The organism is Bacillus sp. 3a, from assembly GCF_017161885.1.
GTDB classification, from domain to species: Bacteria; Bacillota; Bacilli; order Bacillales; family Bacillaceae; genus Bacillus; species Bacillus safensis.
Genome location: NZ_CP067376.1, coordinates 549,268 through 565,261 on the forward strand (window position 1 = coordinate 549,268; position 15,994 = coordinate 565,261).

Sequence of the window (15,994 nt, forward strand, 5' to 3'; positions counted from 1 at the left end):
TTTATGAAAATGGTCCTGAAATTAGTAGCTTCTATTCTATGTGTGATGATGTTGAGTTTTCATATACAAGAAAGTGTGAGTGCCACAGAGGGTGGAACGAAAACAACGGTTGATCGTTATCAATATGGTGATAATTATCTGACAGGTAAAACAGCGCCAAACGCAATCGTTGCATTCGCAGATTGGGGTGTTCCGAGTAACTGGAAATCTAAATATATGCACTACGCAAAAGCAGATAGTGCCGGAAACTTTAAGTTGTTTTCTTGGAACTTTAGTTCAGGCCAAACGTTTGAGTTAGATACATATGACCAAAATGGAACAATGCTTTCTTCAAACAAAGTGTATGTTTTCAAGGAATCTTTTAGCTCATTAGATCCGATATATGATACTTCTCAGGAGTTAACTGGGAAAACTGTGAAGAACACAAAAGTAGAGGTCATGAAAGATGGCAAAGTGATTGCCTCAGGCACATTCAATGATGCCATTCATTTAAAGCTGCCTCCCCTAAATGCAGGTACATTCCTAACAGTGAAAATGACGACTGGCAGCAATATTGACGTTTACAAAAAAATTGTGAATCCTAAGAAAATCTCACTTATTCCTACGACAAAATGGTCTAAATCAGTGAAAGGCCAAACAGGAATTCCTTATGCAAAGATCGTCTTTAAAAATCAAAAATCAAGTGACATCATTCAATCGATGACTGCAGATGGTGATGGCAACTTTGAATTGAGTTTAGACAAAGACACAATAAAATTATTAAATCAAAGTAAATTTCAAGTGTTGGAACCTTCTTATGATAATGCTTTGTATGAGACCACTTTCCAACTGAGATCAACCGCTCCAACTATTGATCCATTTACTCAGCTTTCAACTTCAGTGGGCGGAACTGCAACTCCTAAAAGTATGATCAATATTTTAGATGGAGAGGGAAGAGTCATTGGGGAAGGTCAGACAGACTCTAATGGCGTCTATGATGTTCCTGTTTCAAAGTTAATCGGTGGTGACTTAGTTACAGTCAAGTCGTTCATGGCTGATAATCCGAGTGAAACGGATCAATCTCAGGAAGATGTACAGAAAGTTTTTGTGGAAGAAATCGATGATTCAAGTGATACCATTAATGGCATGAGTACGTTTGGCGATCAAGCTATTGTAGAGGTGCAATCTGATTCAGCGAATAACACAATAAAAACAATGTCGAAACTCAGCGCTAGCACAACGAAAAAGAAATTTGGACCATTCAACATTACGCCGGGCAAAGATTTTAAATTGAAAACGGGGAAATTACAACAAGGGTCTAAGGTAACAATCACGTTGCAAAGTGGAAAGAGAAAGGTTTCCCTCCCAGCTTTCACCGTCAAAAAAGTCGTCACCTCTCCACTTGCAGCATCCCAAGTGAAGGTGACGAACAACAAAGGGAAAAATGATACAGTGACGATAAAAGGAATCAAAAAGCAATCAGTCATCAAAATATTTAAACAAGCCTCTGGCGGTAAAGCGATTGCCCAGCAGACTGCTTCAAGTTCGAACATGGCAATTTCCATCAAACAATTGGGCCAAACAAGTGGAACGCTTTATATCAGTATGAAAGAGCCTGATTTAAAAGAAGGAAATCGAGTACCAATTCGTTATCAGGGTGAAAAGTCAGACGTTTTAAAAGCCAGCCAAGTCAAAATCAATAATCTTAAAAATAAAAATGACATCATTACAGTCAGTAAATTGAAGAAAAAAGATGTGATTAAAGTCTACTCAGCAGGCGGGAAATTACTAACCACATCAAAACCAGCTAACAGTTCATCCATCAAATTGTACGTCAAACAAGTAGGAACTAAGAGCGGTAAAGTGTTTGTCACGCGCAATAGTGATAAGATGCTGGAAAGCGGAAAGCAAGCTATTTCTTTTAAAGGTGAGCCGTCTGCTTCGTTAAAAAGCAACCAAATCAACATCGTGAACAATAAAAAGAAAAAAGACGTGGTCACGGTCAGTAAACTCACAAATCAAGATGTTGTTAAAATCTATCATTCTTCAGGAAAGCTTATTGGGAAGTCAACAGCTACTAAAGGCAAAGTTGTAAAAGTCACTTTCAAACAACTAGGTGCTAAGGGAGGAAAACTATACTTCACCGTCACTGGGAAAGGCATGTCGGAAAGCAGTAAAACGGTAAAGGCGTTTAAAGCTGAAAAGTAGAGTTTAATCTTACAATTTTAAAAAATCGTCATTCATTTCTAGGATGACGATTTTATTTTTAATAGCCAAACATTTAAATTTCAATGATTGGAGAGTGTTTATATTGAAAAAAGTACAGTGTTTTATCCTAATGGCTGTCATCCTTTGCAGCAGTATGTGGTCCGCGACTGTTCAGGCACAATCCGGATATTTCAACACGTATACAACGTATTCTGCAATGTCAGGTTCTGGGTTCTATACTTCTATGCAAGGGATGGCTGTAGATCGTAATAATAATATGATTTATGCTGCAAAAATAAATACGTCAAATCACTTGACGCAATTGTACGCCATTAAAATGAACGGCTCGTCAAGCAATAGAACTTTGAAGCTCCTTAAAAACTCTGACACCAACAGTACTAGCAATGACTTAGGACATGCCAATGACTTAGCTGTGAAAGCTCAAAAAGGTGATGATCAAGTTAGCTTATATGTAGCGCCTATGACCGATGGTGTAAAGTATGTAAAAAAGATAGTGAAGTTAAGTGTGAACACGAAGAAAAATACGTACAAAGTGGCTAAATCCTATGTCCTTCCATACCAAGGGGCGAATTTATCAATTAGCGGTATCACATATTCTGTTGGAGCGGACAAGTTTATTGTAAGGTCTGGCAATCGCTTTTTTATTGGGAATTTTAATGACCAAAAAGGACAATTTGAATATGAGGCAACGTTTACATTAAATTATACGAAAGCGATTGTAAATCAATCAGTGGTTGATGTTTCTAAGTACATTCTTCAAGGTATTTCTTTCTACCAAGGAACATTATATGTACCATTATCTAAGCCAGACTCCAATGGCGGAGCTTCTAATGTGAGTGTCATTCTCACATACCCGTTAAATATCAATCAAATGCTGAAAGAGCAAAAGGAAACACCTGCAAAAGATTTTTCAAAAGAGTTGTTTACTAGAAAAGACCTTTCATTCCGAATTACGAGCAGTGCATTTACTCTTTTTGAAATAGAAGCTGTTGATTTCGATGACGGAACGTTATATTTTAATACCAATCGCGGGAAGAATGGCACACAAGAAGATATGATCGCAACGTTCAATGATTATAACTATTACAAGTGATAGGTTATTTGCAAAAAGCCCCTCAGCTTATGAGGGGCTTTTTCCATCTATCACCCATAATAATTATTCGCTTGAATAAAAAATTGGGACTGCATGTAGTTATAGGTGATTTTCGAGAAGTCGAAGGGCTGGCCGTTTGTGAGATGAAAGACCGTCTCGACGCGGAGGGCGGGATCGTCTTGTTTGAGGCCGAGGTGTGTCGCTTCGGTTTCATTCAATTTGCCTACTTGTAAGTACATATCGGAAAAACCGACTTTGAGCCCCAAACCTTCACTGACGAATTTAAAAACAGAGTCGGCAGCAATTTCTGTGTTGAGATAAGGAATGATCGTTTTTCGGTAATAGGATTCTTCTAAACATAAGGTTTGTCCATTGATGTAACGAATTCGTTTTAGATAAAAAACATCCTCTTCTTGTTCAATGTTCAAATTAAGTGCAGCTTCTTCGGACGGCTTGATGGTATCTAGCATTAAAACCTCTGATGTCAGTTGAAATTCCTCTAAATCTTTTTTAAACCCTTGGTTGGATAAAAGGCTGATGTAGCCCTTGCGCCGGTGTCTTCGAACAAAGATGCCGCTGCCCCTCACTTGATAGATAATTCCTTTTTTTTCGAGTAATTCTAACGATTTGATAATGGTACTTTTGCTCACAGCAAATTGGCTCATGAGTGTTTCGAGTACAGGGAGCTTATCCCCTTGCTGCAGCTCATGGGTGACAATATATTTTTCAATATCGCTCGCAATTTGTTGATACTTTAACATGGCCATTCCTCTTTGTTTTCACGATTTATTGTTCTTGTATTATAGCACATACCAAATTTCCTTTGATATGCTATTTGAAATTATATATGTATTGATAAATTGTACCGGTATAATTATAATGTACATATACTAGCAGTGATAAAGGGGGGGGTTTATATGTCAAAAGTGAGGGATTATCAAAAGCTTGCAGAAGACATCTTAGAGGCAGTTGGCGGAGAAGAAAATGTGGTGAGTGCTGCAAGATGCGCCACGCGGCTGCGTTTGGTTCTGAAACGTTCGAATCCAAAGGCAAAGGAAGCAGTTAATGCAATGCCTGGCGTCATTACCGTGGTGGAAAACGGCGGTCAATTTCAGGTCGTCATCGGTCAGCATGTTGGTGAGGTATACGAGCATTTTTCCAGCCTTGTTCAGCTGCAGCCGTCTGATGATGATCAGGTAAATGAAAACAAGGGAACGGTACTGAATCGTGTCATCGCGACCATGTCTGCTGTGTTTGCACCATTTGTGTATATTTTGGCCGCCGCTGGTATTTTACAAGGTGCACTTATCCTTATTAATTTATTATTTCCAAGCTTCTCGAAAACCGGAACGTATGAAGTCTTTAGCTTTATTTCATGGGCGCCGTTTACGTTCTTGCCTATCTTTATCGCCATCACAGCAGCCAAGCATTTTAAAACGAATATGTATATCGCCGTAGCGTGTACAGCAGCGCTTGTCAGTCCATCTTGGACGGAGATTGCTGGACGCGTAGCATCAGGGGAAGGCGTTACTTTTTTAGGCATAGCGTTATCTGAAACGGTTTATACGTCATCTGTTTTGCCGCCGCTATTCTTGGTATGGATCCTTTCATATGTAGAGAGATTTTTAAACAAACGTATTCACGAGGTGGTCAAACCGTTATTTGTCCCATTTATTTGTATGGTCGTCATGGTTCCGTTAACCATTCTATTAATTGGTCCACTTTCGACAGCCGGTGCAAATGGGATTGCAAACGGATACAATTTCTTAGCAGAACATGTCCCAGCTTTAGCAGGTGCCATTATCGGAGGTTTCTGGCAAGTGCTTGTCATTTTCGGTGTTCACTGGGGCATCACGCCAATGGTGCTCGCCAACTTTGAACAATATGGACGTGACTCCTTCCAGGCATATCAAACCATCGCTGTTATCGCTCAGGTCGGCGCAGTGTTAGGGGTTATTTTAAAAGCAAGAAACCGCGAAACACGAAAAGTCGGGGTTTCAGCGGGAATTACAGGTCTCTTTGGAATTACTGAGCCTGCGATTTATGGGGTCACCCTCCGTTTCAAGAAACCATTTATTTTCGGATGTATATCTGGAGCGATCGGGGCCATTGCTGCCAGCTTCTTTACGCCTTATTACTTTGCGTATGCGGGGTTGCCTGGTCCACTGACGATTGTAAACGGAATTAGTTCAGATTATCCAACATCGATCATCGGCATATTGATTGGTGTCGCAATTGCGCTGATCTTACCAGTTGTGCTCATTCAAATGTTTGGTTATGGGGAAGATACAGTGGAACAGACAGCCGGTGCAACGTCTGATAAAGATCAAGTTGGAGAAAAAATGAATGCTTCGATGAATAATGAAGAAACAATCCCTGCACCGCTTGCAGGGAAAGTGATCCCGTTATCTGAAGTGCCTGATGCCGTATTTAGCTCGGGGGCGATGGGTAAAGGGTTTGCGATTGAACCGACAGACAACAAACTGTATGCACCGTTTGACGGCAGTGTCGTCATGCTTGCGCCAACAAAGCATGCAATTGGACTGCGTTCAGAATTCGGAGTGGAGTTACTAGTTCATGTAGGAATTGATACGGTTTCCCTAGATGGCTCAGCATTTACTCTTCATATCAAAGAAGGCAGCAAGGTGAAGAAGGGTGACTTGTTAATGACATTTGATCAAGAAGCCATTGAAAGCAAGGGATTAAAAACAATCACACCCGTCATCATCACCAATACACAAGCGTATGAAGATGTGATTGTAGAAGAACAATCGACATGTCAGCCAACAGACGTCATGATCACAATTGTGAAATAGGAGGAATGAATAATGACATTACCAAAAGATTTTCTATGGGGCGGAGCATTAGCTGCACATCAATTTGAAGGTGGATGGAATGAAGCAGGAAAAGGCCCAAGTGTTGTAGATGTGATGACAGCAGGTGCTCACGGAGTACCGAGACAAATAACTGAGACGATAGAAGAAGATAAATTTTATCCGAACCATGAAGCGATCGATTTCTACCATCGTTATAAGGAAGATATCGCGATGTTTGCCGAAATGGGTTTGAAATGCTTACGTACATCGATCGGCTGGAGCCGGATTTTCCCTAAGGGAGATGAAGCGGAACCGAATGAAGCAGGTTTACAGTTCTATGATGATGTTTTTGATGAACTGCTCAAGCATGGCATCGAGCCTGTGATTACGCTGTCTCACTTTGAGATGCCGCTCCATTTAGCAAGAGAGTACGGCGGGTTCCGCAGCCGAAAAGTCGCTGAGTATTTCGCGAAATTCGCAGAAGTGTGTTTCAATCGATACAAAGACAAGGTCACATACTGGATGACATTTAATGAAATCAATAACAAAATGGATGTCAACAACCCACTATTCCTTTGGACAAATTCAGGGGTATCAGTCAAAGAAGGCGAAAATGCCAAAGAAGTCATGTATCAAGCAGGACACCATGAATTACTTGCAAGTGCATGGGCAGTAGCCAAAGGAAAAGAGATCAATCCTGATTTCCAAATTGGAGCGATGGTGTCTCACGTGCCAATCTATCCATATTCCTCAAATCCAGAGGATGTCATGCTCGCAGAGGAATATATGAGACAGCGCTATTTCTTCCCAGATGTACAGGTGCGCGGCTACTATCCGAGCTATGCATTAAAAGAATTCGAACGCGAAGGCTATCACATTCCATTTGAAGAAGGCGATGAAGAAAGCTTAAGAAAAGGGAAAGTGGATTATCTAGGCTTTAGCTACTACATGTCGACAACGGTTAAAAGTGATACGGTGTCTGATCACAACGGAGACATTGTCAACGGAGCCCTGCCGCATGGTGTAGATAACCCTTATATCAAATCAAGTGACTGGGGCTGGTCCATTGACCCGACAGGCTTAAGATATACATTGAATCGTTTTTACGATCGCTATCAAATCCCGTTATTCATCGTAGAGAATGGATTTGGTGCAATAGATCAAGTGGAAGAAGACGGTTCTATTCACGATCCAGAAAGAATTCAATATCTCGCTTCTCATATCGAAGCACTAAAAAAAGCGATTGAATACGACGGTGTGGACCTTATTGGCTACACACCTTGGGGCATCATTGATATCGTGTCATTCACAACAGGCGAAATGAAAAAACGCTACGGCATGATCTACGTTGACCGCGACAACGAAGGAAACGGCTCAATGAAGCGCCTTAAAAAAGATTCGTTTACTTGGTATCAAAACGTCATCGCAACGAATGGTGAAGAAGTGTAATAAAGGAAAATAGAAGCCCGGACGAGCGTGTATTCGCTTGTCCGGGTTCTTCTGTTTCTTTCGACAAAAATGGTGAGTATATCCTTTTGTTCACAAGAAATAAGTCTTATAATTTAGTAAGAATATTTATGGGATGGAATAGGAGAGATCGTAAATGACGAAATGGTGGATGGTTCGTGCAGGTGACCAAAATGAGTTAATTTCAATATGGGAAAAGGAAGGTATTGCATCGATTGGGTGGCCGAAATTAGGTAATCCAAAACAATATCAAACAAAGCAAGAGATGAATGATCGAGCTGATGTCATATTCGCCGAGAACAAACCGTTTACAAGGAGAAGCTGGGTTAGTCAGATATGGAGGTTCAGTAGAGAAATTAAAAAGGGAGATCGAATCATTACATATTTAAAAGAGAGTCGTGAATATCGAGTAGGTACGGTGACTGCTCCGCATTTTTTTGATGAAGCAACTGGAGATAAAATGTATCCAAATCATATTAAGGTGAATTGGGAGTCAACCGCCGTTAAACGAGATTCCCTCAGTCAACCAGCTAAGAACAGCCTCGGTTCTATATCAACTGTTTTTCGTGTAGATGATTGGGGGCAAGAGATTGAACATTTACTAAAGAACCCTACTTCTATTGCAGTATACGAAGATGAAACAGCAGAAGATGAAATTATTGAAGATTTAGTCAGCAAAGCAACTGTTATGATTGCAGATAAGGTAGATAAACTGGATCCGTGGCAGATGCAAGATCTAGTCGGGGGCTTACTGCAAGCCATGTCATATAATGTTCGCGTAAGCCCAAAAGGGCCTGATGGTGGTGTTGATGTATTAGCTTATAAAGATGCATTTGGATTTGAAAAACCTATTATAAAAGTACAAGTTAAGCATCGGCAAACCTCAGCTAGTTCCCCAGAAGTACAACAATTATTAGGGGCTAATCCCATGAATGCAAACAGTTTATTCGTTTCTACTGGTGGATTCACTTCAAATGCCAAAGCTGTTGCGAAGCATAATGAAGTTCACCTAGTGGATTTAGAAGAACTTGTAGATCTTATTGTACATTGGTATGAGCATATGCCAGCTGAGACAAGATCTTTATTACCTCTGAAAAAAGTGTATGTACCTGAGTGATTTTTTATTGCCTACGCTTCAATAACGCCTGAATACAAAGGAAAAAGAGGATAATAACAATAAAATAGTTCATTGGGTTTTGAAAGATATTGATGTTCAAGGATAATTGTAGAAAAATCCAAAAGCCGAAAATCACCATAATTGCATAAATGATTCCTTTATACACTTTGATTCTCCTTTCGTTTTAGTTGGCATTATCTCATATCACTGAAAAGATTGAACAGGGATTAATGTTCTAATAGTTCTATCACATAGTCTGGTATAAAGGCCAACTAATGTTTATAAAATAGTATAAAGTAAGGCTAGACAGAGCAAAGTGCATTGTCTAGCTTTATTTTATTTGACCGTTAAATAGAGAGTCTATTCCATTTTTTATGTCATTTAGTCTATTTTTCCGTTTTGAAGGTCACGATAAAATAGACTTTATGATCAATAATGGAGGGAGTGACTTCTTCTGGGCAAGATACTTGATGCAAAAGCACTAACCAGTGCCATGGACACAAGGGCAAAACACTATCAGGAACTCCGCGAACAAATGGTAGATTTAAAAAAGGCATTACAAGGTGTGGCCAATCTCGGTGATGATTTCACTGGGAAAGGTGCAGATAATATTAAAAGTTTCTATAAAGAGCTTGCTGGAAATGTAGACATGTTTATCAGCTTCATTGATAAACAAAAAGCCTTTCATGAAGGTGTTTCTGGGACACTGGATGATACGAGCTTTGGCGGCGATACCTTTGTAGAAGAACACTTTTTAGACAACGCAGTACATATGGGCATCAAGAATGCCAAAAGCATTGTGAAGGATCAAAAAAAGGCACTCAAAACGATTTTTCAAGACATTGATGACCTCATTTCCCTAGAGGTATTTGATAGCCAAACCTTTGATGAAAAAATAGAAGATGCGGAAGATGAACGAAAAAAGACGGTCAAAGAACTAAGAGAGCTTGATCAAAATTTAAAAGATGAATATGCTTTGTCAGAGACAGAGCAGCAAGCTACAATGGCATTGTACGCTGAAATGATGAATTCGACAAATGACGGAAAAGCGATTTCGCCTATGAATTTTGATAAGAAAGCATATCAAAATAGCGACATCTACAAGGCAAAGAGCGATATTGAGAAGCAAACTTCTGAATATCTGAAAATCAAAAAAGAACAAGAAGAAGCCCGAAAGATTGCGAAGGAACAAGAAGCGCTCGCCAACCGCCCTTGGTATGAAAAAGCCCTAGATTATGGCGGAACCATCGTGAATGAACTGACCGGCGTGAACGATGCAAAACGTGCCGCAACAGGCGTTGATCCAATCACAGGCGAGGAGCTCACGGCAGGACAGCGAGTCGCCGCAGGAGGCATGGCAGCCGCAGGCTACATCCCAATCGTCGGCTGGGCAGGACGCATTTTCAAAGGCGGGAAAGCAGTCTATAAAACGACCCAAGCCACATCAGCCGCAGTCAGGGCAGTCGACATCTACAAGACATCACAAAAATCCTTTGACGCCCTAAAAACATCTCAAAAAGGCTTATATGGACTCACCGCCACCAACGGCTTCAGCGAAGCGATCACAGGCCGAGACATGTTTGGAAACAAGATCTCAAAAGAACAGCAGGAAGCGAGTATGAATGCGGCGCTGGGGATGCTTTTGCCGTTTGGTAAAAAGAGCATCAGTGGTAGTCTGAGGATCGGTGAACAAAAAGTTGCTGAGAAAATTATAGCAGAAAGAACCAAGGGATTAGATTTAAGGAAGCACCCTATACAAAGAAAGCAGTTAAGCGCTAAGAAGATGAAAGAGTTGAAAGACAAATTTGAGAATAGGACGATTACGAAATTAGAATACGAAAATTATAAATGGAATAAAAAGTTTGCCAAACATAGAAACACTGGTGTGAATGAGTTTTGGTATCAGGAACGTCAAAGGATTTTGAATAAAGAGGAACCAACCAGAAACTGGGATAAGCAGCAATTAAGTGATATTCTAAATGGTAAGAAGCCTAAAGTAGATGGAAAAACTGTGCAAGGTCACCATTCTTACAGTGCATCACAATATCCACATTTAGCGAACAAAGGTGAAATTATATATCCAGCTACACCAAATGAACATTTTAATGGTTGGCATGGAGGTAATTGGAAGAACAGTCTGCCTGGAGAAAGAATTAAACCTATTGACGATTTCTAAACTATGGAGGAGAAAATAAATGCCTAAAATGAAAATGCGAATAGAGAAAGATGATAATCAAATCAAATATATCTCGATTCTAAGAAAACATACAGATAAAAGTATTTCTGAAATAAAAGAAGCAATAAATAAAAATGATTTTATTTTATCTTATAATTTATTAGATATTGATGAATTAAAAGAGATGAAAAATATGATCAGTTTACTAGAAAAAGCTGGAGCTAGAATGCATATTTATGAAGATAGTCGAGAGGTTAGTGTTGAATTTTTAGATAATCTTATTGAATCTTATTTGGATACAGAAAAGTATCTAGAAGAAGTTGACGAGCAAATAAATGAAGATTAAATTTTGTGGCTTTGAAACAGATGACGAGTTGGACTGTATAAATTAGTCACTATAAACCCTTAGTATGAATGTATTAACTTATATGAAGTATTCATATGAATTTAAGGAAAATCAATTTGGTAACTTAGCAATAATACTCCCAGAAGAAATGAGTATTTTCGCAGATTTTATACAAGATATTTCAACAGTAGAAGAAGCGGATGAGTATTTAGGATATATTCAAAATGTTACAGATGGAGAATACGAAAACTTTGAAATTACATTGAATGCTACAAGTGTAATTATCAAAAAAAAAATGAAACAATAGTTGAACATCATTATAGGATTGAAGAACCTCATGAAAATAAAATTGAAACGAAGGAATTCATAGAGCTTTTGTTGATTTGGAAAGAGAAGATACCAGAAATATTTGAAGATTAAATATTGCTATTGACGAGTAGAAACATAATGATTCAATCACTTGATTAGTCCTTCAGGCTACAAGTGCTTTTGTTTAATTAGAAATCTGAAGATGTTTGAATACAAAAAGTACGGTAACCCTAAAATGGTGATTTCTATGAATAACAACAGAAAATCAAAAATCAAAACCTTAAAAAGAAAAAGCAGAAGAAAACACTTAATAAACGAATTAAGCTATATGACACTTCCAGAACACCCCTTTTTAGATATTGAAGAAAATCAATTGTTTTGTCAGAAGGTATTTGCTTTCCTTCAATCGAGAGAACATAAAATCCAAATACATGGAGAACACTATCGAGAGCATGAAATTGAAGCACTTAAAGTGAATGTGAATGAAGTCTTTATTCATTTAAACCGCCTTCTTGAGCAAACAAAATTTTCAAGTGGGTATGGGGATTTTATTTTTAGCAGAATATTTCCGTTTTGGATTATGCATCGAGAGAACAGAATATTTTTATGAGCTAAGTATTTGGGGGCTGCGATGAACAGAATTGAGACATCATTTAAGGAGTGGCAGTTAACCACTCCTTTTTTCTATCGATGGTGTCATACGCTTGATCAATGAATTCCCTTCAAATTTAAGCAATTCACTATCTTTACCTTTCGCATTCGTATAAAATAAGAGCAGTGAAAAATTGAAGAAATGCTTGATACATGAAGGGCGTGTAAGCTGTGAGCTGCATGACATGATGAGATGTATGAACGTGAAGGCTGCAAAGCTGTTCTTCCTCACATATGAGATCTTGTAAGCGTAACCTTTATTTGTCACTTCATTGCGATGGTGTTAAGGGGTGTGTCAGGATGAGGAATCCGTATGTGAGAACGGCTTCTAGTCTGTATATTAATTATTTTTTATTAGGTATGGTCAATATTATTTTGGCTTCAAATATGCCATTTTTAATCAAACAATTAGATACCAATAGTGCGGGAATTAGTTATATGATTTCGGCGCTTGGCATTGGCAGGGTACTCACGTATGGGTTATCAGGCGTACTGTCAGATCGTTTTGGGCGGAAGCCGGTCATTTTGGTTTCTGGTGTGCTGATGGCGGTGTTCCTCATCGGAATCCCATTGTCTCCGAATTATCAAATCGCGTTTGCGTTTGCGATTTTGGCAGGGGTCGCGAATTCGGCAATGGATGCAGGAACGTATCCTGCGTTAATGGAGGCTTTTCCGCAAAACTCGGGATCTGCGAATGTGATGGTGAAGGCCTTTATCTCCATTGGGGCAACCATTTTGCCACTGGCGATTTTCTTTTTAGCAGAGCATGATTTGTTTTATGGAATGGCATTTTTTGTTCCTGCTCTGATCTATCTTGTGAATGTCTTGATGCTGTGGACCTTGCCATTTCCGAATCATCGCAAGGTGGAGCAAGTCCAGGTAACGGAGCATGACGGACTTCCGCGCTTCTCGACAGAGCCTACATTTTGGAGAGAAGGGATCGCGCTCATTGTGATCAGCTTTACGTCAAATGGACTGTATGCGCTGCCGCAAATTTGGCTTCCTACGTACGGTGAGGCCATCTTGGGGATGACATCGGGCAGTGCTGTAAAACTGCTCAGTTACTATAGCATGGGCGGGCTGCTGTCTGTCGTGATGCTCGCGTTTCTGCTGCGCCGCTTTGTCCGGCCGGTCACTGTACTGCTGATCTATCCAATCATTACACTTGTTTCCATTTGTGTGCTCTTGGTCGTGAAATCACCAGTTATAGGAACCGTCAATGCTTTTGTATTGGGATTTTCAACGGCAGGAGTTTTTCAGCTGACGTTAACTGTGATGGCTGAATTCTTCTGGAAAAACAAAGGGACGATGACTGGGATTATCTCTACAGCGGGCGGCGTGTCGGCTATCGTCATCCCGGTCGTAACAGGTTTAATTCAGAGTCACGCGTCCATTTTACAAATCTTTATGTTCGATGCAGTGGTGGCTGTTGCGGCCATTATCGGCGCACTGTATATCCTGTATCGATACCGCCAAGTCATGGCACATGATTAAAAAAAGACGACCTCCGCAGGAAGTCGTCTCAGCGTGTAGGCAAATCCTCGCATCCTTTGTCAGGCCTCTGCGCCGGTACTCACGAATGTTAAATCCGTTCCTATCACGCTGAAAATAAAACAAAGGGCTAAAATGGTGATCATTTTAGCCCTTTGTCTTTTTTATTTTAGAAACGGTCATTTTCAAAAAGAATTTGTTTTACTTGATCAACTGGCATATCTTCACCAGTAAAGAGTTTGTAAGCAAGTGCACCTTGCCACAGCATCATTCCAAGACCGTTAATGGTTTTGGCGCCAGCTTCCTGTGCTTGTGCAAGAAGCTTTGTTTTTTGCGGGTTGTATACCACATCTGTCACGATCAAATCTTCACGAAGTACATCAAGTGTATCATCGATAATGCTGAGTTGATCTAGTGGTTTCATGCCAAGGCTTGTCCCGTTTGCCAGGATCGCACTTTCTGCTACTTCACGGCGGAACGCGTCTTTGTCTTCAAGTGGGAAAATGTTTGCTTTGACACCGAAAGATTTCATTTCGTTGTTGATGTAATTTACATTTTCTTCTGCTTGAACAAAGTATTGGTCATTACGAGCAAAAATGCTAATTTCACGAATGCCGGACTGTGCAAGCTGAATCGCAATCGGAGTTGCTGCGCCGCCAGAGCCAACGAGTGTGACCTTTTTGCCGGCTAATTCAACGCCATGTTCAATTAAGTTTCTCACATATCCAAGACCATCTGTGTTGTAGCCGATGAGCTTACCATCTTTGTTTACTACAGTGTTACTTGCACGTGTATATCTTGCAGAATCATCTAGTTCGTCTAAGTAATCTAGTACTTTCATTTTGTTCGGCATAGAGACGTTAAATCCAGCTGCACCCATTGCTTTCATACCGTTTACGGCTGCTTCTAGTTCATCATTCCCTACTTCAAATGCAAGGTAAGCATAGTTGATACCTGTTAATGTATAGCCAAGGTTATGCATACGTGGTGAAAGGCTGTGCCCGATTGGTGTAGCAAGAAGACCGACTAATTTTGTTTTTCCATCAATATTTCGTTCATGTATGTTTGTCATGATTGACATCTCCTTTAATTATCTAAATAATTTTTTCATGCGTCCAAGAACAAAGACCGCTAGTAATACGCTAATAACCGCAATGATTATATCGAAAAATAACGTCATTTTAATATCGTACGAGCTGACCAATCCACTTGTAATGAGCGGCACGAGAATAAACGCTGAGCTTGCCGCAATGTTGACGTAGGATGAAGCCGTTGCTTTATTTGTCGGGAACAATTTCATCATAATACTCATCGCCAGCTGGAAGATTCCCGCTGTAAATAGTCCTAAGAAGAAGGTGCTGACAATGACAATGCTGTACGTTTCGATTTGGAAAAGTGAAAGCATTGCAAGGAACGCCCCAATTGGATAAATGATCGCCACCATAATCGGTGAAATGAATTTATCTAAGACGACCGAAAGCAATAGAACAGATACCAGTGCACCAATACTAAAATAAGAAAGAAGCTGTGTGGCTTGTTCTGTGCCAAGTCCGATTAATTTCAACCCGAGCTGCGGAAGCCATGTCTGCCATACGACAAACAATGCAGTCGATGTGAATCCCATCAGTACAACAGCTAAGCCTTCGCCAAGCATTTTTGGTTCTTTCTTCAGCTGATCCTGTACTGGAAGAGCGTCTTGTGAAGAAACTTGCTTATGGTTCGGGAATGGCATAAAGATTAAGTAAATCCCTACGAGTAAATAAAGAAGCCCTAGTCCAAAGAACGCCCAGCCCCAGAAGATGTCATGTGCCACTAGGAATGCCAAGATAAATGGAAGAACAGTCGCCCCAATGGATACAGACGCTTTTACTAAAACAGAAGCCGAACTTGCTTTTTTAGGAAATGACTCTGACAAGGCAGGATAGGTTCCTGAATCAAGCAGTGAGTTGGCAATACCTGCTGAAATCGCAAAGATAAATGCCAGTGTATAACTTGTTGTCGTTGGAATACCGATTAAGAATAATAAGTAAAGAAAATTTCCTGTAATAATGACAGGCTTACGTCCCCAGCTGTCGGCTAACCGGCCTGAGAAAAAGAGCGCAATGAGTTTACCAATTCCGATCGCCGATACAAGCAAGCTGATTTTCGGAATATCTACATGGTAGCGTTCAGATAAGCTGTCCATGTTGGAAGCTACAATAATGTTGATCATGCCAAGCATGAAGTAATTTAAATACATGCCAAGTGACGATTTTATATAAGGATTTTTCATGTTCCCACTCCTATATTTGAAACCCCTTTAAGGTCAAATTCTTTGTAT

Annotated in this window: 12 protein-coding genes and 2 pseudogenes; 11 read left to right on the forward strand and 3 right to left on the reverse strand. The window is 40.0% G+C overall.

All coding sequences use genetic code 11. The features are described 5' to 3' along the window. Positions 1-3 precede the first annotated feature (3 nt). Positions 4-2,187 (forward strand): Ig-like domain-containing protein, encoded by a 2,184-nt coding sequence (locus tag JJ692_RS02640; RefSeq protein WP_206534178.1) that lies wholly within the window; start codon positions 4-6, stop codon positions 2,185-2,187. Positions 2,188-2,317: 130 nt separating this feature from the next. After that, positions 2,318-3,301, forward strand: coding sequence for a hypothetical protein (locus JJ692_RS02645; protein ID WP_481747508.1), 984 nt, complete (start codon positions 2,318-2,320; stop codon positions 3,299-3,301). A gap of 50 nt (positions 3,302-3,351) precedes the next feature. Here JJ692_RS02645 and JJ692_RS02650 read toward each other — a convergent pair whose 3' ends face one another. After that, positions 3,352-4,062: a GntR family transcriptional regulator gene (locus tag JJ692_RS02650; protein ID WP_073208095.1), complete on the reverse strand. Its 711-nt coding sequence runs from the start codon at positions 4,060-4,062 to the stop codon at positions 3,352-3,354. Between the two features lie 156 nt (positions 4,063-4,218). On the opposite strand from JJ692_RS02650, the gene JJ692_RS02655 reads away from it, so the two are divergent. From JJ692_RS02655 to JJ692_RS02690, 9 genes and pseudogenes are all read left to right on the forward strand, one after another. Continuing rightward, entirely contained in the window at positions 4,219-6,117 is a 1,899-nt protein-coding gene (locus JJ692_RS02655; protein WP_024423997.1) for a beta-glucoside-specific PTS transporter subunit IIABC, read from the forward strand. Positions 6,118-6,126: 9 nt separating this feature from the next. Further along, positions 6,127-7,566, forward strand: a complete 1,440-nt coding sequence (gene bglA / locus JJ692_RS02660) for a 6-phospho-beta-glucosidase BglA (RefSeq protein ID WP_095409990.1) — start codon at positions 6,127-6,129, stop codon at positions 7,564-7,566. Between the two features lie 154 nt (positions 7,567-7,720). Then, positions 7,721-8,701, forward strand: coding sequence for a restriction endonuclease (locus tag JJ692_RS02665; RefSeq protein ID WP_044335734.1), 981 nt, complete (start codon positions 7,721-7,723; stop codon positions 8,699-8,701). 493 nt (positions 8,702-9,194) lie between these two features. Next, positions 9,195-10,877, forward strand: a complete 1,683-nt coding sequence (locus JJ692_RS02670; protein ID WP_206534180.1) for a T7SS effector LXG polymorphic toxin — start codon at positions 9,195-9,197, stop codon at positions 10,875-10,877. Positions 10,878-10,896: 19 nt separating this feature from the next. Next, a complete protein-coding gene (locus JJ692_RS02675; protein WP_044336021.1) occupies positions 10,897-11,223 on the forward strand; it encodes a hypothetical protein in 327 nt (108 codons plus the stop codon). Positions 11,224-11,305: 82 nt separating this feature from the next. Next, a pseudogene (locus JJ692_RS02680) lies at positions 11,306-11,643 on the forward strand (tRNA-Val4). 217 nt (positions 11,644-11,860) lie between these two features. After that, positions 11,861-12,004, forward strand: a pseudogene (locus tag JJ692_RS19235) (YxiF family protein); the annotation flags it as partial. 67 nt (positions 12,005-12,071) lie between these two features. Further along, a complete protein-coding gene (locus JJ692_RS19240; RefSeq protein WP_423231207.1) occupies positions 12,072-12,167 on the forward strand; it encodes a YxiF family protein in 96 nt (31 codons plus the stop codon). 316 nt (positions 12,168-12,483) lie between these two features. Then, the gene (locus tag JJ692_RS02690; RefSeq protein ID WP_024423991.1) at positions 12,484-13,677 is read left to right on the forward strand and encodes an MFS transporter; all 1,194 of its coding nucleotides are present in this window, start codon (positions 12,484-12,486) and stop codon (positions 13,675-13,677) included. A 166-nt stretch (positions 13,678-13,843) separates the two neighbouring features. On the opposite strand, the gene JJ692_RS02695 is transcribed toward JJ692_RS02690, so the two are convergent. Both JJ692_RS02695 and JJ692_RS02700 read right to left on the reverse strand, forming a co-directional pair. Continuing rightward, on the reverse strand, positions 13,844-14,746 hold the full coding sequence (locus tag JJ692_RS02695; RefSeq protein ID WP_024423990.1) for a shikimate dehydrogenase: 903 nt from the start codon (positions 14,744-14,746) through the stop codon (positions 13,844-13,846). An 18-nt stretch (positions 14,747-14,764) separates the two neighbouring features. After that, entirely contained in the window at positions 14,765-15,946 is a 1,182-nt protein-coding gene (locus JJ692_RS02700; RefSeq protein ID WP_206534181.1) for an MFS transporter, read from the reverse strand. Positions 15,947-15,994 lie beyond the last annotated feature (48 nt).

Coding starts and splice junctions, on each gene's coding strand:
- JJ692_RS02640 (WP_206534178.1), top strand. CDS start 4: ATGAAAATGGTCCTGAAATTAGTAGCTTCTATTCTATGTGTGATGATG.
- JJ692_RS02645 (WP_481747508.1), top strand. CDS start 2,318: ATGGCTGTCATCCTTTGCAGCAGTATGTGGTCCGCGACTGTTCAGGCA.
- JJ692_RS02650 (WP_073208095.1), bottom strand. CDS start 4,062: ATGTTAAAGTATCAACAAATTGCGAGCGATATTGAAAAATATATTGTC.
- JJ692_RS02655 (WP_024423997.1), top strand. CDS start 4,219: ATGTCAAAAGTGAGGGATTATCAAAAGCTTGCAGAAGACATCTTAGAG.
- JJ692_RS02665 (WP_044335734.1), top strand. CDS start 7,721: ATGACGAAATGGTGGATGGTTCGTGCAGGTGACCAAAATGAGTTAATT.
- JJ692_RS02670 (WP_206534180.1), top strand. CDS start 9,195: ATGGACACAAGGGCAAAACACTATCAGGAACTCCGCGAACAAATGGTA.
- JJ692_RS02675 (WP_044336021.1), top strand. CDS start 10,897: ATGCCTAAAATGAAAATGCGAATAGAGAAAGATGATAATCAAATCAAA.
- JJ692_RS19240 (WP_423231207.1), top strand. CDS start 12,072: ATGGGGATTTTATTTTTAGCAGAATATTTCCGTTTTGGATTATGCATC.
- JJ692_RS02690 (WP_024423991.1), top strand. CDS start 12,484: ATGAGGAATCCGTATGTGAGAACGGCTTCTAGTCTGTATATTAATTAT.
- JJ692_RS02695 (WP_024423990.1), bottom strand. CDS start 14,746: ATGACAAACATACATGAACGAAATATTGATGGAAAAACAAAATTAGTC.
- JJ692_RS02700 (WP_206534181.1), bottom strand. CDS start 15,946: ATGAAAAATCCTTATATAAAATCGTCACTTGGCATGTATTTAAATTAC.